23 protein-coding genes are annotated in these 23,107 nt (G+C 45.0%); 3 read left to right on the top strand and 20 right to left on the bottom strand.

Translation table 11 applies throughout. From position 1 onward, the window contains the following. The first annotated feature begins 157 nt into the window (after positions 1–157). A complete protein-coding gene (locus tag AC3Y23_RS00485; protein WP_379194507.1) occupies positions 158–919 on the top strand; it encodes an SDR family oxidoreductase in 762 nt (253 codons plus the stop codon). A 76-nt stretch (positions 920–995) separates the two neighbouring features. On the opposite strand, the gene AC3Y23_RS00480 is transcribed toward AC3Y23_RS00485, so the two are convergent. The 12 genes from AC3Y23_RS00480 to hutH form a co-directional block, all read right to left on the bottom strand. Then, complete coding sequence (locus AC3Y23_RS00480; RefSeq protein ID WP_379194505.1) at positions 996–1,475, bottom strand: DUF6530 family protein; 480 nt, start codon at positions 1,473–1,475, stop codon at positions 996–998. A 172-nt stretch (positions 1,476–1,647) separates the two neighbouring features. Beyond that, positions 1,648–2,007, bottom strand: coding sequence for a GIY-YIG nuclease family protein (locus AC3Y23_RS00475; protein WP_379194503.1), 360 nt, complete (start codon positions 2,005–2,007; stop codon positions 1,648–1,650). 42 nt (positions 2,008–2,049) lie between these two features. Then, the gene (locus tag AC3Y23_RS00470; protein ID WP_379194501.1) at positions 2,050–3,009 is read right to left on the bottom strand and encodes a vWA domain-containing protein; all 960 of its coding nucleotides are present in this window, start codon (positions 3,007–3,009) and stop codon (positions 2,050–2,052) included. 134 nt (positions 3,010–3,143) lie between these two features. Next, positions 3,144–4,271, bottom strand: a complete 1,128-nt coding sequence (locus tag AC3Y23_RS00465; protein WP_379194499.1) for an AAA family ATPase — start codon at positions 4,269–4,271, stop codon at positions 3,144–3,146. Positions 4,272–4,293: 22 nt separating this feature from the next. Then, on the bottom strand, positions 4,294–5,502 hold the full coding sequence (locus AC3Y23_RS00460; RefSeq protein WP_379194497.1) for an MFS transporter: 1,209 nt from the start codon (positions 5,500–5,502) through the stop codon (positions 4,294–4,296). Positions 5,503–5,504: 2 nt separating this feature from the next. After that, entirely contained in the window at positions 5,505–5,984 is a 480-nt protein-coding gene (locus AC3Y23_RS00455; RefSeq protein WP_379194495.1) for a DUF6530 family protein, read from the bottom strand. Between the two features lie 224 nt (positions 5,985–6,208). Continuing rightward, complete coding sequence (solA, locus tag AC3Y23_RS00450; RefSeq protein ID WP_379194493.1) at positions 6,209–7,342, bottom strand: N-methyl-L-tryptophan oxidase; 1,134 nt, start codon at positions 7,340–7,342, stop codon at positions 6,209–6,211. 51 nt (positions 7,343–7,393) lie between these two features. After that, a complete protein-coding gene (locus tag AC3Y23_RS00445) occupies positions 7,394–8,182 on the bottom strand; it encodes an IclR family transcriptional regulator (protein WP_379194491.1) in 789 nt (262 codons plus the stop codon). Between the two features lie 15 nt (positions 8,183–8,197). After that, positions 8,198–8,920 (bottom strand): amino acid ABC transporter ATP-binding protein, encoded by a 723-nt coding sequence (locus tag AC3Y23_RS00440; RefSeq protein ID WP_379194488.1) that lies wholly within the window; start codon positions 8,918–8,920, stop codon positions 8,198–8,200. Next, complete coding sequence (locus tag AC3Y23_RS00435) at positions 8,907–9,584, bottom strand: amino acid ABC transporter permease (RefSeq protein ID WP_379194486.1); 678 nt, start codon at positions 9,582–9,584, stop codon at positions 8,907–8,909. The genes AC3Y23_RS00440 and AC3Y23_RS00435 overlap by 14 nt, the downstream gene beginning before the upstream one ends. A gap of 58 nt (positions 9,585–9,642) precedes the next feature. Continuing rightward, positions 9,643–10,485: a transporter substrate-binding domain-containing protein gene (locus AC3Y23_RS00430; RefSeq protein WP_379194484.1), complete on the bottom strand. Its 843-nt coding sequence runs from the start codon at positions 10,483–10,485 to the stop codon at positions 9,643–9,645. Between the two features lie 46 nt (positions 10,486–10,531). Next, positions 10,532–12,145, bottom strand: a complete 1,614-nt coding sequence (gene hutH, locus AC3Y23_RS00425; RefSeq protein ID WP_379194482.1) for a histidine ammonia-lyase — start codon at positions 12,143–12,145, stop codon at positions 10,532–10,534. Between the two features lie 223 nt (positions 12,146–12,368). Between hutH and AC3Y23_RS00420 the strand changes: the two genes are divergently transcribed. Then, positions 12,369–12,731 (top strand): nuclear transport factor 2 family protein, encoded by a 363-nt coding sequence (locus AC3Y23_RS00420; RefSeq protein WP_379194480.1) that lies wholly within the window; start codon positions 12,369–12,371, stop codon positions 12,729–12,731. Positions 12,732–13,048: 317 nt separating this feature from the next. On the opposite strand, the gene AC3Y23_RS00415 is transcribed toward AC3Y23_RS00420, so the two are convergent. From AC3Y23_RS00415 to AC3Y23_RS00380, 8 genes are all read right to left on the bottom strand, one after another. Further along, positions 13,049–13,792, bottom strand: coding sequence for a gamma-glutamyl-gamma-aminobutyrate hydrolase family protein (locus AC3Y23_RS00415; RefSeq protein WP_379194478.1), 744 nt, complete (start codon positions 13,790–13,792; stop codon positions 13,049–13,051). A gap of 53 nt (positions 13,793–13,845) precedes the next feature. Further along, the gene (gene opp4C, locus AC3Y23_RS00410; RefSeq protein WP_379195715.1) at positions 13,846–14,718 is read right to left on the bottom strand and encodes an oligopeptide ABC transporter permease; all 873 of its coding nucleotides are present in this window, start codon (positions 14,716–14,718) and stop codon (positions 13,846–13,848) included. 59 nt (positions 14,719–14,777) lie between these two features. Continuing rightward, positions 14,778–15,728 (bottom strand): ABC transporter permease, encoded by a 951-nt coding sequence (locus AC3Y23_RS00405; RefSeq protein ID WP_379195713.1) that lies wholly within the window; start codon positions 15,726–15,728, stop codon positions 14,778–14,780. A 29-nt stretch (positions 15,729–15,757) separates the two neighbouring features. Then, entirely contained in the window at positions 15,758–16,735 is a 978-nt protein-coding gene (locus AC3Y23_RS00400) for an ABC transporter ATP-binding protein (protein ID WP_379194475.1), read from the bottom strand. After that, positions 16,732–17,754, bottom strand: a complete 1,023-nt coding sequence (locus tag AC3Y23_RS00395) for an ABC transporter ATP-binding protein (RefSeq protein ID WP_379195711.1) — start codon at positions 17,752–17,754, stop codon at positions 16,732–16,734. Before AC3Y23_RS00395 ends, AC3Y23_RS00400 begins: the two co-directional genes overlap by 4 nt. 48 nt (positions 17,755–17,802) lie before the next feature. Beyond that, positions 17,803–19,212, bottom strand: a complete 1,410-nt coding sequence (locus AC3Y23_RS00390; protein ID WP_379194473.1) for an amidohydrolase — start codon at positions 19,210–19,212, stop codon at positions 17,803–17,805. A 12-nt stretch (positions 19,213–19,224) separates the two neighbouring features. Further along, positions 19,225–20,904, bottom strand: coding sequence for an ABC transporter substrate-binding protein (locus tag AC3Y23_RS00385; protein WP_379194471.1), 1,680 nt, complete (start codon positions 20,902–20,904; stop codon positions 19,225–19,227). A gap of 358 nt (positions 20,905–21,262) precedes the next feature. Next, on the bottom strand, positions 21,263–22,234 hold the full coding sequence (locus tag AC3Y23_RS00380; RefSeq protein ID WP_379194469.1) for an alpha-L-fucosidase: 972 nt from the start codon (positions 22,232–22,234) through the stop codon (positions 21,263–21,265). 242 nt (positions 22,235–22,476) lie between these two features. Here AC3Y23_RS00380 and AC3Y23_RS00375 point away from each other — a divergent pair, with 242 nt between their 5' ends. Beyond that, complete coding sequence (locus tag AC3Y23_RS00375; RefSeq protein WP_379194467.1) at positions 22,477–23,055, top strand: TetR/AcrR family transcriptional regulator; 579 nt, start codon at positions 22,477–22,479, stop codon at positions 23,053–23,055. The last annotated feature ends 52 nt before the right edge of the window (positions 23,056–23,107 follow it).

Genomic DNA, 23,107 nt, shown 5'->3' with positions numbered 1-23,107 from the left:
CATAAACATATTATAAACATCTTCTTGATAAAATCAACCTTTTCAATCGATTGTACTATCAATCTTCTTCGCGGGTTGTAGAATATGAGAGCAACATTTCAAACCTCTCCCTGTGATAATCTTAACCATGAATTCGACACAAGGAGATGGAAACAGGATGAATTTAAAAGGTAAAATCGCTCTAGTAACCGGTGCAAGCCGTGGGATTGGTCGAGGTATAGCGTTACGTCTGGCACAAGAGGGGGCCACGGTAGCTGTACACTATGGGGCAAGACGCAATGAAGCAGAAGATGTCGTGAAAGAAATCAAGCAAAGTGGAGGTACCGCCTTTACGATTGGAGCTGATCTAAGCACATCTAACGGCATTACTAATTTATATGCTTCTTTGGATAAAGCTCTTAGGGAACAGACCGGTGATAATCGGTTTGATATTCTTGTGAATAACGCCGGAATCGGTCAAATATTAACGCTGGAAGAGGCAACAGAAGAGTCGTTTGACGAAGTTATGAACATTAATGTCAAAGCACCCCTTTTTGTTACCCAACAAGCTTTGCCACGCCTGAATGATGGAGGCCGTATTATCAATATCTCATCGTTTGTTACACGTGTGGCCTCACCTAGTGTGTTCACTTACAGCGTGTCCAAGGGTGCCATAGATACATTTACACATGTTTTGGCTCAGCAGCTTGGAAGTCGTCATATTACAGTGAATGCCATTCAGCCGGGCATTATTAATACAGAGATGAATGCAGGTACACTGCAAGATCCGAATGGACAGAAGTCTGCTGCTAGCCTCTCAACCTTCAACAGATGGGGAGAATCGGAAGATATCGCCGATATCGCCGCCTTTCTTGCCTCATCGGACAGCCGCTGGGTAACCGGTCAACGAATTGATGCAAGTGGTGGATCGCGTCTGTAAATTAACGGTGATGATCTGATAAAAAAGTGGCAGTCACGGGGGCATACCTTTGTCCTCATGACTGCCACTTTTTTGTTTAATAACCCATATCCTTCAATATCTTAGATAACGTTCGCAGACGCTCGCCGATCATTTCATCGTCATCACTTAACGCTTGGCTGAACAGTTTAATATCCTCATTAATTCTTTCATTGTCCGTACATACTGACACAGTCATAGCATCCCCTTGCAGACCTACCCGGTCGATAACAGGCTGCTCTGGGTCATATAAATTCTCATATCGATAGGCTTCACGAAAATGTTCCAATGACCGACAAATCAGAATGGATAGATCTAGCACGCGATGAAGCGGCAGTTCCTCGGATTGTCTTGACCATTTCTCTCCTGTGTATCTCCATACTTTAGCTGAAATATCGACCTTACCTCTATCATTCCACTGGGCTAGTCCCAAGGAAAGACCTTTCGCGTCCGTGTTACCGGCCATCCGGCCGTCAACCTTCTCATAATTCTCCGACACGACAACAGGTTTATGTTTTAAATACGTAGGTATTTTCACTTTCATTCCCTCATTCCGTTTACCTATTCACTAAATTACTAAATGACGGTTTCATCTTATCTCTAATTACACTGTTAGTCAAATCCGTCTTTGGACAGGTTTCAATGGAATCACAAAACCCGCCAATTGTTCAATTGACGGGCTTCTAGCCTCATTATATCTATGAAATCATTTATTCCTTTGGAGGTTTATTGTATCCTTTGTCACCGTAAGGCTGCAGCTTCTCTAGCCACGGCTTCAAGATTTGTTTCTGTTCCCACCGCATATCTGTAATCTTATCGCTTTCCTTCTGCTGCAGCACCTCATAAGTGAATGCATCTGCTCCGAATTCCTTCCAATCCTTTTGCAACTGGGCATTTGCGAATCGTCCTTGATCCAGCTGCATCTGCAAAGTAAACCATTTGTTTTTCAAGTTGGGATAGCTGTCGATGAAGATTTTGCCGTTGATGTTATTCTTGATTTGGGCAACACCCATATAAATCTTAATTTGCTTGTATTCCTCAAGCAGTTCCTTACGCTTCTTCATATCCATATCTTTCTCTCCTTATCTTATATAATCAATATTTATCGAAACTTACAAATACCGCGCAATAATCCGCACTAGCTTCGCAGGAAGCTCACGTAAATTCGTAATATCCAAAAATCTTTCGTTACCATAAATCTCACTGATAACATCCTTATCTTGACCTATAGCGGCCGCCAGAAAAGTAATGCCTTTCCGTTCATACTCCTCGATGGTCTGTTGCATGTCTGAAGTGGCATATCTTCCGGTATAATTCTCCATTGCTTTGGGCTGCCCATCACTAATGCTAATTAATAGCTTCGTCTGCTCTGGTGAAACGGCTAACCGTTCGCCCATAATTCTCAGGGCCATACCGTCACGATTATTACTACGAGCCTGAATCCGCATCAGTCTGTAGCGATCATTAGCATCTGGCTTATCAAAGTCAGCATAGGCAAAGATCGACATTTGCTCCAACCTGGACACATTCGCCGTATCGCCATAGATTAATACAGGGATATTGCATATTTGGCAAAACTCATAGACCGCGATGACTGCTCGTTTGGCCGCCTCTAGTCGCCCGAACGCTGCCATCGATGCAGATTCATCCACTCTTAGACCAACCACAAGGGAAGGGGATTCCGTTGGCGGTCTTTTTTTGGCAAAATACCTGTAATCTTTATACGCCACGCTATCAGCTTGAAACTTGCTGCCATAGTAACGATTACGTTCAAACTCGGAAGATGTCTCATGTTCCAGAAGTGGAAGAGTCTTGCGGGCAATTTCCTGAACAATCGGCATAAGTTCCTTGCTTAGACTAACATATTCCTTTTGATGTTCCTGAACGTAATCGGGACGGTGAACAATGAGTTTTACCGACTCATGAATGGAATCTGACACCATCGCTCTTGCGGTCTGATTGAGTTTTTTACGGAATTTGCGTTCTTTTTGTTTCGCCTCTTCAGACATCGGTTCGGGATTGGCCTGATGGTATTGCGGAGCGCCATCTTCTCCGGTATCCGTACTTCTCATGTTAGTTGAGTCATCGGATACACGGGAAGAGTTCTCTTCACTATCCGCAGACTTTTTTAGCGCGACCGCCTTTTCATCTTCAATGTTCGCATGATCAACATCAGTGGCGCCTATATCCCCCCATAACTTGATCTCTATGGCTGCATCATCGCTAGATTTTCGTTTTTTTTTAGCCCACTCGTAGTAAGGGTCTCTAAGCTTGTGATGAGATCTTGCTTTTGCAGGGCTTCTTCCAAAATCCTGATTTCCTCTGCATCGGTGGTTATTTTGTAGATAACCTTATGATACAGGGATTCTTTGGCCGAGGCTCCGCCTGCAACCGCATCTGTCCAATAGAAGAAGGAACGCATTCCGGCCACACCTTTGATGGCATTAGCTCGGGCGGTTGTATCCAAAATCATAATCGTATCTGCCAACACGCTTAAGACCTGCTCATCTTGATAGCCGGTTTTGACTTTTGCCCGTTCAACCATGACTTCTTTCGTTGGCAAATCCATTTTCTCCGAGTGCTGAACTCTGTCCCGCAGCGCTTCATTTAGCGGTCTCGCCCCAGCATAACTACGATTGGTGGTAATGACCGCGATGAAGTCGGGATGTCTGTGAATGATCTCAGTAGGAAGATTAATACTGCCGTCCAGTTCCAAAGCAGAGTTTAACGCCATGAGTACCGCTGCATCTCGAATTACGTTTGGTTCCTGTATTTCTAGAAGATAACCTTTTTGATACGCCCTGACAATCTCTGATGGGTAAAAACGGTACTCCACGGCTTCTCCGTTACTCTGCTCCGCAGCAAGCTTCAGCAATTGCTTCATCTTTACAGCGGCCTGCTCCTGTGTTAGCCCCAATGCTTCCATTAAAATCTCAGTCGTGCTTTGAAAACCATCGCTTTCATATAGAACCTTCAATATGCTTTGCTCTACAGGGTCCAGCTTCTCCAACTGTTCAGAAGAAATCACCGGTAAAATAGCTCCGATAATATCCGATTTATCCATATCCGCAAAGCAGGTTACTTTTGTGTAGGGTAGCCCAAAATTAGCGGATAATGCTTTGGCTAATTGGGTTTTGCCAGAACCAGCATCGCCTTCTAAGAGAATATTGGCAATTTTCATTTCACCACGATTCCAGTTCCGTTTCACTTCATTGCTAATACGCTGTTCTTCTTCGCCTGGCTTATGAGACATTGGCTTTTCCCACACCAGCATCTTTTCCGCATCCGTCAATAGTCGCTCAGGTGACAAATAATATTCTTCATGCTTTTGCATTATTATCTCTCCTTTCTACCCGTCATGCTGTCCGGCCTGCTTCGGCCTTACTACTCTTCTTAACAACAATAGGGAGCAGTAGAAGCGCACCGATAATCACAAATACACCACTCGCCGCAAATACCCCTAGTAAGGAAAATGCATCCTTGAGATAACCGGAGATGAACATACCGACTACCATCATCCCCATAAAAATCGGCATAATCGTTCCCGATACCCGACCAATAAATGCTCCCTCTGTGTTCCGGACAAGAAGCGTCTGAATTCCGCCTTGGATACAAGGGTAGAACAGACCACTGATTACGAGTAGGGCAATGGTCAGCCAAATTTGCTTGGACGCGCCCATTCCTACCGTACAGACAGCATTGACAAGCAAACCGACTAAAAGCAATGTCTGTGGCTTAAATTTCTTGGCTATTGCGATGATGGCGGCTCCGCCTACCAGCATGGCTGCCCCATTGGCCATCACGAGCCATTGCAGAAATTGTCTATCCCGCCCCAAATTCTCGATAACCAGGAAGATTTGCAGCGGCTGAGTCAATCCAGAAGCCAAACCGACTGCCGAGAACGTCATACTCAGCGTTCTTAAAGATTTATTGTCCTTGATATAGCGCAGGCCAGCCGTCAGCTCCTTGATAAAGCCGCCGGTATTCTCTGATTTCGGTTCCGCCTCATCACGCGGAAGGGTCGATAAGATGAAGGAAGAACCAAGGAACATCACTGCCGTCAAAATCAGAGAAACGCTAATCCCAAACTTAATAAAAATAAATGTACCGATGACCGGTCCCAGCACTGTAAAGACAGCGACCAACGTTTGAGACATCGCCATCACGCCCTGCAGTTGATCAGCAGGTACATGTCGCTTGTATAGTTTCATCGCCGAAGGCTGAGAAAACTGCGATAAGCTGGCAGAAACAAAGGACCCGATCAGAAGGGCAACCCAGCCGCCGTTTATGACCGCAAGCAGCACAGCCCCAACGGACAAACCAGACAACAAATCACTCCAGACCATGGTTCTCTTCGGCCGCCACCTGTCGGCAAAGGTTCCGCCAATCAAGCCAAATATAAAGATCGGTGCAAATTCCGCAACCGAAATTAGCGATATATCAACCGGATTATTATGCGTTAATTCGGAAACATATAGCAGGACCGCATAATTCCGGACCCATATCCCCAGCTGCAGCAGCACCCGGGAGAGGATAATCGTTCGAACATAGCGATTCGCAAACATTTTTAATACCCCATATCTTCTAAAATTTTGGCTAACGCACTCAGACGCTCGCTGATCATTTCATCATCATCACTGAGTGCCTGACTGAACAGCTGAATATCTTTATTAATCATTTCATTGTCCACATCAACCGCTACGGTCATAGCGTCACCTTGCAGGGCAATACGATCGAGAACCGGCTGCTTCGGATCATATAAATGCTCAAAGCGATATGCTTCTTGAAAATGAGCCAAGGTCCGACAGATTAAAATGGACAAATCCAATACACGATGGAGAGGCAGTTCTTCCGATTGTCTTGACCACTTTTCTCCTGTGTATCTCCAAACTTTAGCCGAAATATCGACCTTACCCCGATCATTCCACTGAGCTAATCCCAGGGAAAGACCCTGTGCGTCCGTGTTTCTGGCCAATCGGCCGTCAACCTTCTCATAATTCTCCACTACAACTACAGGTTTATGCTTTAACGTTGTAGGAATTTTCATCTTGCTCCCTCTTCTCATTTACTAATTTACTAAATTACTAATTTACTGCTCAATAATATCTTGAACTTTTTCGTTCGTCAAGCCGCTTTTTAAATTTTGGAAATCACTCCTTAGCCGGATTTGTAGTACAAGAACAAAAAAGATGACCTCTGATTCATTCAGAAGTCACCTTTTTACTACTTACTCTATTGAGATTTAACATTATATCTGTCTTATGAAATTCATTACAAAATCCGACCCGCAAGCGAGAACTGAGAAATATCTATGTCATTCTTACCTGAAATAATCAGGTTGCTCAAGGCTTGTCCGACTGCGCTGCTAAATTTAAAGCCATGTCCTGAGAACCCTGCAGCAATCGCAACGTTAGGATACTTTGGATGTAAATCAATAATAAATTTCTCATCAGGAATCATTGGATACATGCAAGTTTTTCCATACTTTAATTGTTGAATATCAGGAATATATCCATTCAAAAATAGCTGCAAATCTTCTTTATCGCCTGCTACTTCACCAAACTCTTTCATCAATTCATCTGGATTTATTTCATCCCCGCCATCATGCCGACCTACCTTTAAGCCGCAACCATCAGTACTTGGAAAACCGTAATAAATACCTTCTGGAGTCTCAAAGTTAAAGGCTGGAAACTGCTCATGACTATAAATATCTTCATTAGCATCAAACCAAGCAAATGTCTTTCTCACGGCGGTAAGAGGAAGATCCAAATCGAGCATCGTAGAGAGTAGCTCTCCGGACCATGCTCCTGCGGAAACAACTAACGCATCCGAGAAAAAGGTCTCTTCGTCCGTTTTAATGGATACTCTGTCATCTAGAATGGAAATTTCTTGAACTCTACTATTGGTGAGGATTGTAGCACCATGCGATTCGGCGAGCTCTTTATAAGCTTGGATACATTCCTCACTTTTCAGTATTCCTGACGCTGGTTCAAAACACCCGACATAGTCGCCGGGTAAAGTGACGCCAGGCCAACGCTGATGAACTTGCTCAGCATCCATAATATCGAGTGGCAACGAATATTTTTCAGAACTAGAGATAATATTTTGAATAAAATGAGACCCTTCCTCACCTACATTCAGAACCCCTGTTTGAAGAAACAATTCCTTCCCAGTAGCCTTTTCAAGATCAGTCCATAATTCTTGCGCTCTTAGAACAAAAGGAACATATTCTTCACCCTCAGCATAAGCGTGCCTGATAATTCTGGTTTCCCCGTGATGGCTCCCTTTGTTATGTGGTGGGTTAAAGGAGTCTAATATCAAAGTTTTCTTTCCACTCTTGGCTAAAAAATAACCCGCGGCCATTCCCATTGAACCTGCACCAATGATAATTACATCATAGCTCATGCCTTTTAACCTCCATGCAAAAATCTAAAATATTTAAATATCAATCTTCTTTCAAATTGGTTTTGGTGTCAAGGAATGACCGAGGACCGTTGAAATCGTAGCAGCTGCTTTTCTAACGGCTGATCCATACTGTATGCAAATATCAGGTGTGAAATCCTGTGTAAAACCTAGAACGGTAAGGCTCCCGATTACCCGGCCAAAGCGATCGAATATGGGAGCAGCTACCGCACTGACACCTTGGTCCAGTTCTTGGTGTGATTCCGAATATCCCATGCGACGGGTTATCTCAAGCTCTTTTAATAATTTTTGGCGATCCACAGCTTCATATTCAGAAGATGTCTTCGACGCAGAGGAATCCATATACCGTTCCTGCTCTTCTTGATCAAGATAAGCAAGAATTGCCTTTCCTGATGATCCCTTATTAATTGGACTCAAACGCCCGAGCAGATGTGTAACATGGACGGCTGCTGTACTGTCCACTTTGTCCAGACATTTCACCTGACGATTAGAAATAATGGATAAAGTAACCGTTTCTCTCACTTCATGAGCCAGACGTTCTAACTCGCCACGTGCAATCCGCTGGAAATTCAATCTCCCGGACAGACGGTCCATAATGAATTGAAATATTTCCACACGAACTTCATACTTTCCATCCGGCAATTGGGAAGCGAACCCTCGCCGTTGAAGGGTACGAAGAATACGGAAGGTGGTTGATTTATTGAAGCCGGTAGCAGTTGCAAGTTCAGCTACTCCCCATGCCCCATCCCGTTCAACCAGTCTCATAAGAACTTCTAATCCCTTATCCAGGGTTTGCAGTTGGTCTGTATCGTTATCTGACATAAATTCTCCTTATCACTATAAAACTTTCGATAGGAATTCTATTGTTCTTTGATGTTTAGGGTTAGAGAATACTTCCTCTGGAGTGCCTTCTTCTAAAATGGTCCCTCTATCCATAAATAGAATCCGGTCGCCAACTTCTCTGGCAAACCCCATCTCATGGGTGACAATCACCATTGTCATCCCTTCTTTAATCAAATTTTTAATGACGTCCAGTACTTCCCCTACCATTTCAGGGTCAAGCGCAGATGTAGGTTCATCAAATAGCAGGACTTCCGGCTCCATCGCCAAGGCTCTGGCTATAGCAATACGCTGCTTTTGTCCCCCTGAGAGAGAAGCCGGATAATCCTTTTCCTTATTGGACAAACCCACCCGGCTTAACAGCTCTAACCCACGTTTATAAATATCCTGTTGAGACATCCGCTTAACATGAATAGGTGCGAGCATAATATTATTGATAACGTTATTGTGGGGGAAGAGGTTAAATTGTTGGAATACCATGCCCATTCTCTGCCTGATCTTATTGATATCTGCCTTTTTATCCGTAATATCCTGACCATCGAAAATAATTGATCCAGAGGTGGGGGTTTCCAGTAGATTCAAGCATCTCAGCAAGGTGGATTTGCCCGAACCGGAGGGACCAATAATAACCGTTACTTCCCCTTTTTTAAAATGTTGATTGATGCCCGATAATACAGGGGTCTTGCCAAAGTTTTTATACAGTTCTTTAACGTATATCACTGCTCTTAAATCTCCTTTCGATCCAGCTCATCAACCTACCCAATGAGAACGTTAGGATAAGATAAAACACGGCCGAAATGATTAACGGTTCAAGAGCAAGATAGGTGGCTCCCTGCACAATCTTGGCTGCTAATGTCAATTCTCCAACGCCAATTACGGAGGCCATTGAAGAAGCCTTGATGATATTCACAAACTCATTCCCTATAGCCGGTAAAATATTTTTGATGGCCTGTGGCATAATGACAAGTCTCATAGCCAAGCTACGAGACATGCCCAAGCTTCTTGCCGCTTCCATTTGCCCTTTATCCACAGCCTCAATACCTGCTCTGACAATCTCAGCTATAAATGCGCTGGCGTTTAAGGTAATGGCAATAACCGCCGACTGAAAGGCTGAGATATCGATACCCAGCAGCATTTTACCACCCGAAAAAACAAGCAATATCTGCAATAACAGTGGAGTTCCTCGCATCAGCTCGATAAAAACCACAGCGAACGCGCTTATAGGTTTAAATCTCCCTATGCCGGACTTGGATGCTTTCATGAAATAGATGATAAAGCCTAAAATCGTAGCTAAAATAACAGTTGCTATTGATAAGCCTATGGTAACTTTTAAACCTTCAAGAAATTTAGGGATATAGCGATCTAGAGAACTAAAATCAAGCAATGATATGCCTCCTCTTTATACACGTAAACCTTATCCAGGCATATTTAATTCGGACTCTCTATTCATTTTTCTGATTTTTTGCGGCCAATTCGGAAGCGGCTTGAATATATTTATCAAGATCTCCAGAATCCTGAAGTCGTTTAATGGTTTTGTTGATAGATTCACGCAAAGCATCTTCATTCTTTTTGACGACAACTCCAACTCCAGCGCTGTTTAAAGCAGAATCATCGATAACGATTCCATCAGCAATCGCAAGCTCGGGATTGGCAGCTACAGCAACTTTTGCAACAAGACCTTCACTAATAACAACATCAACCTGCTTAGCTTTTAGAGCAAGGTTTAGCGTATTCATGTTGTCCATCAGAACAAGATTCTCATTCGGGAATTGAGCTTGCATTAGCGTTTGCTCCGTAGAGTTCAGCTGCACGCCGATTCTCTTTCCTTTTAGATCGTCCAGGCTTTTATATTTGTCCTTGTCCGAAGCTTGAATCAACGCAATATCTTGGGACAGATAATAAATATCCGAGAAATCTACCTGTTTCTTTCTTTCTTCTGTTGCCGATAAAGCTGAAATTAGGATGTCCGTCTGGCCAGCTTTGAGGGCTGGAATCAATGCATCCAGATCTAGTTGTTTGAACTCCACTTCCACTCCGATATCCTTGGCAATTTCTTTAGCTAAGTCAATATCAAAGCCAACTCTCTGATCTTCACCGTCAACGATGGCATGGAATCCAAATGGAGCGAACACAGCATTGTTACCAACTACGATTTTCCCCTTAGCCTTTATAGCAGCCAGTGCATCCTGGGTATCATCGTTTTTATTTCCGCAAGCCGATAATAGCACCACTAACGCCCCTACTAAGCTAATAAGCATCCATTGTTTGAGAACTTTCTTTTTCATAAAAAATCCACTCCCTTTAATTGTATGTTTTTAAAACATGAATCCACTAAATTAAATCTCCAATTGCGGCTTCGATTTTTTTCACAATCTCACCAGATTCAGCTAGTTTTATAGCTCCTTTAGAAAGCGACGGCATGTATGTATCATTGTCTGTGAACGGAATGGCATCTAGTAATACGTCATATGCGATTTGCGTGCCTGCCCCTAGTTTAAAATCACCCAGTACATCTCTTGTGATATAGATGGCTCTTGAGGCGAGCAAATATTCGATCCCAATAATCTTGGGAAGATTATCGATGATTTGCTTTGTCTTTCTACATGCCCAAGGGGCCATACTTACATGATCCTCCTGATTGCTTTTCGTAGACAGGGTATCTACGCTGGCAGGAAAACATAATGTTTTATTCTCGGAAGCGATCGCTGCAGCTGCACATGAGATAACAGGGTATCCGCAATTCAAGCCCGCTGGTTCTCCCGCAAGCATTGGAGGCAAGCCGTAGTTAAGCGTTGAATCACATAGTGCAAAAATTCTGCGTTCCGAAATATTCCCGATTTCCGCTAGACTCATAGCTAGAATATCCATGGCAAAGGCAATCGGCTCACCATGAAAATTCCCTCCGCTTAAGAAATCAAGCTCGCCTTGTTCATTCCAAAACACAAGTGGATTGTCTGTAGCCGCATTGATTTCCCGCTCCAGAATTTTTCTAACATAGTTCAGATTATCCCTACATGAACCATGGACTTGTGGCAGACAGCGAATGGAATATAAATCTTGAACGCGCGGCTGATATTCTGGATGCAGAACATCGTGCTTAAGATGAACCTTCCTTGCATCTTCCGTTGTACGCTCACTATCTCTGACAAGTCTTCTAATATTGCTGGCACTATCAATTTGCCCTTTTTGCCGTCTGACAAGATGGATTCTCTCATCAAATGCCGCCAATTCTCCACGCATAGCCTCAATACTTAACGAGGCAGAAGCTTCTGCTTCTTTAACCAGCTTGGCAGCATCGAAATAATTAAGCACAGCCATTCCTGCAAACATCGTCGTTCCATTAATGAGCGCGAGTGCATCCTTTGCTTTCAGCTCGAATTTGATCGGATAGATGCCCGCTCTTTTTAAAGCTTCTGGAGCAGGTAAAATCTCACCTTCATAGTAAGCTTCAGCAGCATCATACCCGATGAGAACAGAGGCCATATGTGCCAATGGCGCCAGATCGCCGCAAGCTCCAACAGAGCCTTGCACGGGAATTACAGGGTGTACCCCTTTATTCAGCATTTCGATCAGCCTGTCCACCACTTCAATTCTGAGCCCCGACACGCCCTGACAAAAAGCATTTAATCTTACCGCCATGGTCGCTCTAACTACTTCTTCTGATGCAGGGTCACCAACGCCCCCACAATGCGACAAAATAATATTTCTTTGGAACAAATCATTATCTTCAACCGAAATATTGAAATCTTTCAATTTTCCCACGCCAGTATTAAAACCGTAGATCGGGGGTGCATCACTTCTGATCCAATTCTTCTCTATGTATTCTCTGACTTTAATAATTTCTTTTCTACTGGATTCAGCGATTCGGACCTGTGCATGATTTCTAGAAATATTAACAATGTCTTCAATCTTCAAATTCTCTCCATCTAGTATTATTTCGCTCATTTGCATCCCCCTGGATCATCCAACCGTTTCGATTATAGAAACAGTTGTTTCTTTATTTGTTAATTTTAGTTAAGTGTAAGAGATAGATGTTTTCGTGTCAATACTTATCTCATCTGTTTAGTGGGGTTTTATCTTGCAGGTTGGAATAATAATATCATTCATAACATGACATACTGTAGTCTAGTTATGAATGATACAGTTGAATTATAAAGGGGGAGTAATCATGTCTTTTCAACTACCGATACCAATTGCAATTTACATGGATTCGCTAAATACCCATGACAATGCTGTCATTGACGGTTGCATGGCAAAAGATGCTCATGTTCATGATATCGGTGAAAACAATCATTTCAATGGACTTGAGGCTATTAAGAAGTGGCGCGGAGACTCCAATGACGAATTTAAGCTGAGATCCGAGGTTATAAACGTGGAAGACAAACACGGAATAGTCATTGTAACTTCCCTAACCAGCGGCAATTTCCCGGGAAGTCCTCAACTGTTTTATTATTTCTTTACTGTCGCAGATAACTTGATCACCAATATAGAAATTGTTCCAGGTGAGGAAAACGTAAAACTGGACATCTAAGCGGTATACAGAATCAAGAAGGTCTCGCAGCTTATGAAAGACCTGGCCAGACCGAAACGATGTGCAGCTCGTACTGGATACCGTCAAGCAGTGGACAAGTAAAATAGACGTAAATTGGAAGCCGTGCTCCATTCGGATCACGGCTTCCAATTTACGTCTCAGGCGTACAACATGCGATTAGAAGGATTCGGCGTTAAGGGCAGCCACTCTCGCAAAGCAACCTGCCTGGATAACGGATGCATCGAATCCTTTTTTTCGTATATTTACTTTTATAATTACCATCGGAGTCCGCCCGATCTTCTTAAGCGTAGCCTTATTCACCGATGTTTTGTACTCCGATCCCTCCACGTACGGCCCTGCTCCACAAAAGCTGCAAATAGCTTCGTCATTTGCGGCTCGTTAGCTGCTGCCATATTCTCAGGATGCCACTGTACCCCGATTGTAAAACTTCTATCTTTGTACTCAACCCCCTCAATTACACCATCAGGTGATGTTGCCGTCACTTGCAGTCCTTCTCCGAGTTCCCGAAGAGCCTGATGATGAAGGCTGTTGACCCTTACTTGGGTGCTCCCCAAGATATTAGCTAATTTGCTATCCGGGGTAATTAATACATCATGAGTATCGCTGCTTCTGGGTACGCCTCGCTGCACATGTTCTAAAGCTCCCTCATACTGGCTCGGCAAATCCTGATAGAGCGTACCGCCGAGTGCAACATTCAGAACTTGCACTCCGCGGCAGATGGCGAGCAGTGGTTTATCGGTATCTAGAACATAACGAATCGCTTCCAGCTCAATCTCGTCACGGATCGCCAGTATCTGTCCAAGTTCAGGTATAGCCTCTTCTCCGTATCTGGAAGGATCGATATCTTCTCCTCCCGTAAAAATCAGACCGTCGCAATGATCAATCAATTGTTTAACTGTTTCTATAGAAGCAAGCGGCAGAACGATGGGTAGACCACCCGCCGCTTCTACCGCAATGTGATAATCCTGATGAACGTATACCCCTTCACTGTAAGCGTTCAATCTGGCTAGTGTGCTTGTAATGCCGATAACAGGTTTCATGATAAGCTCCTTTTACGCTAATGGTATAGGCCTTGTGTACAAGGAACGCCAGACTACTGGCGGGTATCTAGTGCATCGCGCAGACCATCACCTACGAAATTGATAGCAAGTACAGTGAGCAGGATCATTGCCCCCGGTGGTACCCACAGCCATGGCTGATCGGTTAATACCGTCAATGATTGTGCGTCTGTAAGCATATTTCCCCAGCTTGCTGTCGGAGGCTGCACCCCCATACCGAGAAAGCTAAGGCCCGCTTCACTCATAATAGCAGAAGCAATGCCAAAGGTCGCATTCACAATGATGGGTCCAACAGCATTAGGAAAAATATGCCGGAACAAGATCCTTGGAGTGCTTAGTCCAAGAGCTACGCCTGCATTAATGTAGTCAAGCTGCTTGATCGTCAGCACGCTCCCTCTGACGAGTCGTGCGACACTTGGCCAGGAGAACAAGGCCAAGACGAGAATAATCGTCGTCATGTTCGAGCCTAGAATACTAATGACTACAAGAATAACCATCAGAAAGGGAAACGCCATGAACATATCCGTTATCCGCATAATCACCATATCCAGCCAGCCGCCAAAATAAGCGGACACGATACCGATCAGTGTTCCAACGGTCACATATAGAGCTACTGTCACGAACCCGACGAGAAGTGAAATTTGCGTCGCATAAATGAGACGACTCAGCACGTCACGTCCAACCTGATCCGTCCCGAGCCAATGCTCTGCCGAAGGCGGTGCTGAAAAAACTCCCGTTACTTCTGCGGGATCGTTCGGTGCAATCCACGGTGCCAGCAATGCCACAAGGATAAGCAATACAGTTATAACCAGCCCGGCAACGGCCAGCTTATGGCGATTAAAGCGAGTAAATAACTGCTTAAAAAAAGCATCCTCCGTCTCCGGTTTAATGCTCTCAGCAGGGATCACTGCAGACACTGAGCCCTCATTAAGCTCATACGGAGATAATGCCACGTCGATCACCCTCTCTAGGTATATTTAATACGCGGATCAGCCGCTGCATACAGGAGATCCGTTAGCAAGTTGGTCGTAAGTACAATCAGTGCTGCTACCAGGTTCAGCCCCATCAGTATTGGATAATCACGGGACAGTATGGATTGAATTGTTAACTGACCGATACCTGGCCATTGGAATATTTGCTCTATTAGAATACTACCACCTAACAACAAGGGAATCTCCATGCCAACCACTGTAATGATGGGGAGGAGCGCATTACGCAGCGCGTGCTTATTCGTGACAATAAACGGATGCAGGCCTTTGGAATTCGCTGTACGCAGATAGTCCATATTCATTACATCCAACATACTCGCCCTTACATAGCGCACTTTTTTCCCTGCAATGACGATGCCTAGCACAAACACAGGCAGAATCATATGGCTAAGACGATCCCAGAAGCCCCCTGCACCGCCGAGTGTAGCCATTCCGCCCGTAGGGAACCATTTCAATTGAACAGCGAATATGTAGATCAGCCCCAAACCGAGGAAAAACTGCGGGATCGATGTGCCAATAAAAGATAGACCTGTTATAATATAGTCGAACTTCGTATTTTGCTTAAGAGCACTAAGGATGCCCACAGGAATGGCAATAAGCATACCAAAGATAAGTGAAGCAGAAGCCAGGATTAACGTTGGACCAATTCTTTCCCCAATGATCTGGGTAACTGGTGCATAGGAGCTGAAAGAATAACCTAACTGACCGTGCAGCAGATTCAGCAGCCACTTAAAATATTGCAGAACCACAGGATCATTCAGTCCGAGAATCTCTTTCCTGAGTTCAAGGACCTCCTTTGGAGTATTGGGATCGATGAACATATCAACTGGATTGCCAGGCGCAAGCTTAATAATGAAATAATTAAGCACTGTAATCCCCAACAGGACGGGGATCGCAATCAGGATTCGGCGGATAATATATTGAAAAATGGCCGGCTCCTCCCTTCTCTTTCATTACTCTATTGGGCAAGAGGAAAATGACAAGCCACCGCATGCGGATTCTCGTCTAATGCCGGTTCTTCCAGGCGGCATAGCTCCTGCGCATACGGACAGCGGGTATGGAATCGGCAGCCATTGGGAGGATTGGCCGGAGATGGCACATCGCCCTGGATGACGATACGCTTGTCTGCGCGCAGGGTCGGATCTGGCTTCGGATAGGCTTGAAGTAAGATTTGCGTGTAAGGATGCTTCGGACTGCGAAATAGTTCATCCTTATCGCCAATCTCGACGATTTTTCCCAAATACATCACAGCAACCCGAGTGCTAATATATTTCACTGCACCGATGCCGTGGGCAATAAAAAGATAGGTCAGATTCAATTCTTGTTGCAGATCGGACAGGAGATTCAGTATTTGTGCTTGAATGGATACATCCAACGCAGATACCGGCTCGTCACAGACGATTAGCTTAGGCTCAAATGCAATAGCACGAGCAATTCCGATCCGCTGGCGTTGACCACCGGAGAACTCGTGCGGATACCTGTTTTTATAAGCTTGTGGCAATCCGACCATATCAAGCAATCGATTCACGCGCGCCTGCACCTCACTGCCTGTTGCCAAATGATGTGCAATATACGGTTCTGCCAGGATGTCGGCCACTCGTTGACGTGGATTAAGCGAAGCATACGGATCTTGGAAAATGATTTGGAGCCGCGTCCGAACCTCCCTCAGTTCCTTTTGCTTTTGGTAAGTAATATCCTCATTTTCAAACCATATCCGCCCTTCAAAAGGGTCCTCAAGTCGCACAATCGAGCGACCGAAGGACGATTTGCCACAGCCGGACTCACCAACAAGTCCGAGCGTTTCGCCTTTATGAATGCTCAGACTAATATCATCTACCGCCTTCACATGACCGACAGTACGCGAGAAAACACCCTTTTTAATCGGATAATACGTCTTCAGCTGTTCGACTTGAAGCAGCGGAGCATCTGCGATCATAATACGCTAGCCTCCTGTTGCTGGGAATTTGCTCTGTCTGATAAAGGTGTAGCCTGTTCCTCGACAACCCAGCATCGTACTTGATGCTCACCTTCCACACTTTTAAGCTCAGGCTGTTCTTGCCGGCAACGGTTGGTTGCTAAGGCACAACGGGTATGAAATCGGCAGCCCTCAGGCATCTTTGTGACGGAAGGCACGGTACCGGGAATCGCCTGTAGTCGTTCGTTCTCTCCATGAACACTCGGGATGGATGCCATCAACCCTTGCGTGTAGGGATGCTTGGGTTCACGGAAGAGCGTAAATACGTCCGCCGACTCTACAATTTGGCCAGCATACATAACGACTACACGATCTGCCATCTCGGCTACGACACCCAGATCGTGGGTAATTAACATAATCGCTGCTTTACTCTCTTCCTGAAGCACCTTCATCAGCTCCAAAATTTGCGCTTGGATCGTGACATCAAGTGCTGTCGTCGGTTCATCGGCAATCAGCAGCTTAGGCTTGCAGGACAAAGCCATCGCAATCATGATTCGCTGGCGCATCCCGCCAGAAAGCGTATGCGGATAGGTATTCATTAGATTTTTGCCCTGGGGCAATCCGACTTTATGCAGCATTTCAATGGCATAGCCTTTGGCTTCCTTACGGGATAGATTCGTATGACACTGAATCATCTCCACCAGCTGATGTCCGATCGTCAGAACCGGATTCAGCGAGCTCATCGGCTCTTGGAATATCATAGATATCTCCTTGCCCCTTAAGGCACGGAGCTCCTTTTCGGAATGTGCAGCTATATTTTGGCCATTAAAGCGAATTTCCCCTTGCTTAATTCGGCCATTCTTACCGAGCAGTCTCATGATTGACAGTGAGGTCACACTTTTCCCGCAACCAGATTCACCAACAATGCCAATCGTCTCCCCTGCTTTCAGACTGAAGCTAATATCCTGAACAGCAACTACGTCTTCTTTCCCATTCCAAAATACAGTTTGCAGCCGATCGATTTCCAATAGATTAGTGATGTGATTCACCGCCTTTCTGACAAAATGACGCCGTCCGCGTTTAACTTCTCAAATAAGAACGGGTGCGTGCACATCCTGCGGGATCGCCGGAACATAGGGCTTGCCCTGTGTCGAGTTTTGGAATTCTGCTCGGGCCTTGTTCAGTCCCTCTCCGCCGTCTGTTAGCAGCTCATAAGCTGCAAGGGCAAGCAGCTTGGCGGCATGGTGCATGCCTTTAAGACCGATGGGCGAACCAAAAGCAGACGTCGCTTGCCAAGTATGTACCTGTACGCCAAGCGGCGCACAGGTCGTCGTAATCTGGCCCACTGGCGTAATCCAGGATACATCACCGACATCGCTAGAACCGCCACCCGTGGTCTGCGAAGTAGCTCGGTTTTCGTAGAAACCCGTAGGCAGAAGCTCGTCACTCTTCCCCCACTCTTGATGACGTTTCTTAGCTGCTTGCAGCAAATCCGGATCAAGCGTAGCTGCAAGAGCTGTCGCCAGCTCTTGCTCCTCAGGTGAGAAGTTCAGCGCTCCTGCATCATCCTGTTGCTTAACCAGCAATTGATTCAGCGTCTCGTTTATATTCAAATCATAAGCACCCGCTTTAATCTCCCAAGTGACCGACGTCTCTGTCATCAGTGCACCTCCTTGAGCGATCTTGATCAATCGCTCCAGCAGTTCGTCCACATGCTTGCGGTTGACGCCGCGGAGGTAGTACCAGACGCTTGCCTCATCGGGCACAATATTGGGTGCTTCTCCCCCATTTGTAATCGTATAATGAATACGCGATCCGTCTGGCACATGCTCACGCAAGTAATTTGCTCCGACATTGGTCAACTCGACGGCATCCAGAGCGCTGCGCCCCAAATGCGGGACTACGCCCGCATGTGCAGCACGACCTTTGAAGGAAAATTCAACAGAAGTAAGCGCCGATGTTCGAATACTCCAAGCGGCATTCGAGTTCCCGGGATGCCAGGTGAGCGCAGCATCTAGGTCATCAAAAATACCGGCTCTCGCCATAAATGTTTTTCCAGATAAAACCTCTTCCGCCGGGCAGCCATAATAACGAATCGTGCCTGACAATCCTTCTTCATCCAGACGTTGCTTTAATCCGATAACGGCCTCCACGCCTGCCGTCCCGAGCAAGTTATGGCCACAACCGTGGCCAGGTCCGCCAGGAGTAATAGGCTCACGAACCGCACTCACCTTCTGTGAAAGCCCCGGAAGCGCATCATACTCCCCAAGAATACCGAGCACTGGTTCACCCGAGCCATACTCAGCTACGAAAGCTGTTGGTACGCCACCTATGCCGGAAGTGATTCGAAAACCCGCCGCCTCTAGCGTTTCTGACTGCAGCTTTGAGGCGAAGGCCTCCGTGTAAGCCACCTCAGGGCGATTCCAGATACGCAGCGCAAGCTCCTCATAGGTGGATCTGTTATCTTCAAGCCAGTTAACCAGTTGTTTTTTACTCATACTCTCCTCCTGCTATTTTAGATCCCATTCATTAATGTTGTTGAACATCCCTATATCAAGCGGCTTGCCGACAAGTACGTCCTTGGACACCGCAAGCAATCTTTTTTCCGAATAGACAGCCAGGGAAGGTACATCTTCATGAAGGGTCTCCTGGAGCTTGTTATAAATTTCCTTCCGTTTCGCCGGATCAGCTTCCGTTTCGCCCTTGGCGATCAGTTCGTCAACCAGCGGGTTTTTGTATTTCAAAAAGTTTCCTGTATTAGTACTCTTAAAGAGAGTGAAGTAAGAGCTTGGCTCAATATAAAAGTCACGGGTGAAGATTGTAATGTCGTAATCGCCCTTCAGTACCTTTTGGATTAAGGTTGGGAAATCAAACTTTTGCACCTGAATGTTCAAGCCAATGGCTGTCAGGTTCTGCACGAGTATATCAGCAGCCTGCTCGCGGATTTTGTTGCCCACCGGAATGAGGAACTCAATCGGCTTCTTCTTATCCCATTTAGCCTCTTCCAGCAGTTTCTTTGCTTTCTCCGGGTCATAGTTATAGTTCACAATATCCTTATTGAAGTAAGGGTGGTAGCTCGGAATCCCTCCGTCTATGACTTCCCCTTGGCCTTTAAGCAGCTGATCCACAATCAAGGTGCGGTTCAACGCATAAGCAATGGCTTGGCGTACCTTTGGATCTGCTATCTTTTCACTGTTAAAAAAGATTTCAGGAGGTACAGAAGGGTTGCCTGAAGCTAAGTCGACATTCTCGAATCCTTTGACCTTCTCATAATCTGTAATCGGAATGAGACCCACAGGTACAGAGTTCATCTGAATTTCTCCAGTTTGCAGTTGAGCGACAAGATTGGCGGCTGGCAGAACTTTGATGAAGATTTTATCCAGCTTGGCTTCATCGCGGTAATAGTTCGTATTTTTGACTACCTCAACATACTGTCCTTGGGCAAAGTTAGCGATCTTGAAGGCGCCTATCGTAACTTCTGGCTTCTGGAAATAAGGGTTCGTTGCGATCTGATCCGGTGCTACGTCCTTCAGAATATGCTCCGGCAGGAAGAACACTTTGGTGCCGAAACGTTCCTTGAAAATAAGAGGATCAATTGGGGTTTTCGTTTTGACCTCGAATGTTTTATCATCTACAATCTTCAAGCCGCTGATCTCGGTCTTTCCTTCATCCAGCTTACCAGCATCGTTCAAGCCTTCGATGAAGTTCAGCTTAAAGTTCGTTTCTACCTTCGGGTTAAGGGCTGTTTTTAGGGTAAAGTCAACATCAGCTGTAGTGAACGGCTGCCCATCATTCCATTTAGCCGCAGGATTCAGCTTAACGACAAATGTTTGATTATCTGTCGTCTCCACAGAATCAGCGATCTTTGGCAGAAATTCGAACTTCTCATTCAGATCAAGCAGAGAGTCATTAATTAATGCAATCGCATTGTCAGCAGCGGAATCGCCCTGATCATTAATTTGATTCAGCGTGACGGGTACGTTCACAATTCCTATATATACAACTTTCTCTTTCTCTTCTTTTTTTGGAGAAGGCTCAGCCTCTTTAGGCTTGTCCGTAGCTGCTGCTTGCGTTGCCGATTCTTGCGTTGATGATGAAGATGGTGAATTTGCTGATGAACCGCACGCAGATAACACGAGCATGAGTGCAATAACGATAAAGAGCATGGTTCGACGATAATGACGATTCATAATTTTCAGCCCCCCAAATTTTGATTATTCCAATTTGTTTAATATGAATTGTAGCTAAATTTACCATTGACGAATCTGTACTGTCCAATAGATTTGTTCAATTAGAATATCCAAAATATTGAATCTCACTAGCAAATCAGGGGCCTTGGTCATACTAAGAGGGGTTGTAGAAGTATCTATCGTGGAATAAGAGGATTGAAAAATAAAAAAATCGCAGCCTGGTCAATAAATGAGCCAAGCAGCGATTTTTTAACATCTATTTTGTTTTGAAAAAGTGCTATTTCTGGATAAATAACGATCGTACGAATATTAGAAGTAGGCGCTTCTTCCTGGCGCAGCTCCTTATTAAATGTGAAACTTATTTTCTATAAGACCAATTGTCCGGAATAACGGTGAGATCAGCCGGGTGATGATACCGTTCGCCGATTTCTTTAAAGCGTTGCAGAATGTTGTCGTCCAGCACGCCTTGCTGGTTCGGTGCCCCATTAAGCAAGAATGATACATTGTGCTTGTTACATTCAATGATTTTGTCCAATGCCCAGTCAGCTGTTCTAAGCTCCATAGTAGTATCTGATGTTCTCCAGAACCAGGTCTTGGTTAAAATGTTGCAGCTCGCTCCGGGACCGTTAAAAGAGTGATCGACCTCTTGCCCGGCAGCATTTTCAAAAAATGCAATGTCCGTTTGCTCTACTCCAGACTCACAGCCAATGTTCATCAACAAGCACTGTGGCTGCAGACCTTTGACCAATGCATCGATTTCCTCGAAAGGAAGATCCTCATAACTAGGGCCACCCCAAGGTGCATTCCACCCATCAATAATCAGGAACGGGATTTCTCCGTAACCTGTCAACAGCTCCTCAATTTGATTCTTAATGAACTGTTTATCTTCAGGCGTGCATTTCTTCCGGCCGATTTGGTGATGCAAGTCCAGCGCGGAGAAATAAAGACCTGCTTCAATCCCTTCTTGCCTAAATGCATCAAGATATTCCTTAACTACGTCTGATTTTAGCGTTGCGTTCTTTACAGAATGATCGGTATATTGGGTCGGCCATAAGCTGAATCCTTCATGATGCTTCGCTGTCAGCGCCGCAAATTTCATTCCTGCAGATTTTGCAGCCTTGGCCCATTGGGCACAGTCCAACTGCGTCGGATTCCAGTCTTTGGGATCAAAAATAAATCTGCGAGGTTCATCGTTATTTTCGTGGCCATATTCCCAATCTTCCACTTCCGTATCTGCGAACTGAAATGTAGCACTATTAAAATGAATAAACATGCCAAGCCTTTGATTAACAAACCATTGTTGCTGTTGAACCAATTCTTGATTACTCATGAAGATAACCTCCTAATTATGTTGTGTAACAGAATCGTATAATATCTACTACTCTATAGAATTATAGTCCCCGTTACAGCTAACAGAATCGACATTCCATAGTACAATTCCTACATAATTATCTGGAAGGACTAAATACTCTCTGTTGTCTCTACGCTGTACGTTTGCACATTTGAAATGTACAATCGTTACTATAGAAGCTGATAAGCTGAGATGTGCAAAGGCAAAAGGAAGGTGTAAACATGACTCTAAACTCTCGAGAACTTATGATTGAAGGTGCCATACAGCTCCTCGGCCAACGGGGGGTGCAGGCTGCCTCATTTTCTGAAATTATGAAAGCCACTGGAGCGCCAAGAGGGTCCATCTACCATCATTTCCCTGAGGGTAAAGACCAACTTGTCAAGGAAGCTATTGATCTGGCTGGACAACGCGCTATAAGCTTTTTAAATACCCTTGAAGACCAACCCGCTGAAATTGTCACCGAGAAGTTCATTTCACTGTGGAGAATGCTATTAAGTCACTCCAACTTTGAAATGGGTTGTTCTGTGCTCGCGGTAACTGTAGGATCGGACTCGCCAGACTTGCTGGAACAAGCCGCAACTGTATTCCAACAATGGGGCGATTACTTAACAGCAATGCTGGCTGCTGGCGGTCTGAACCCGGACAAAGCAAAGGGACTAGCGAATGTTATCATTGCTTCCTGCGAAGGCGCTGTGGCTATCAGTAAAGCGCAAAAATCTTTCGATACTTTCGATACGGTAGCAGAGCAACTGCTGATTATGGTAAAGAGCGCGTCCAACTCACAACGGGAAACGGAATAATACCTGTTTTAAACAAGGTTCTCCTGCTAAAAAAACTTAGCCTGTAATCTGC

Source organism: Paenibacillus sp. MAHUQ-45 (assembly GCF_058133325.1).
This window is presented reverse-complemented; position numbering and strand designations above follow the sequence as displayed.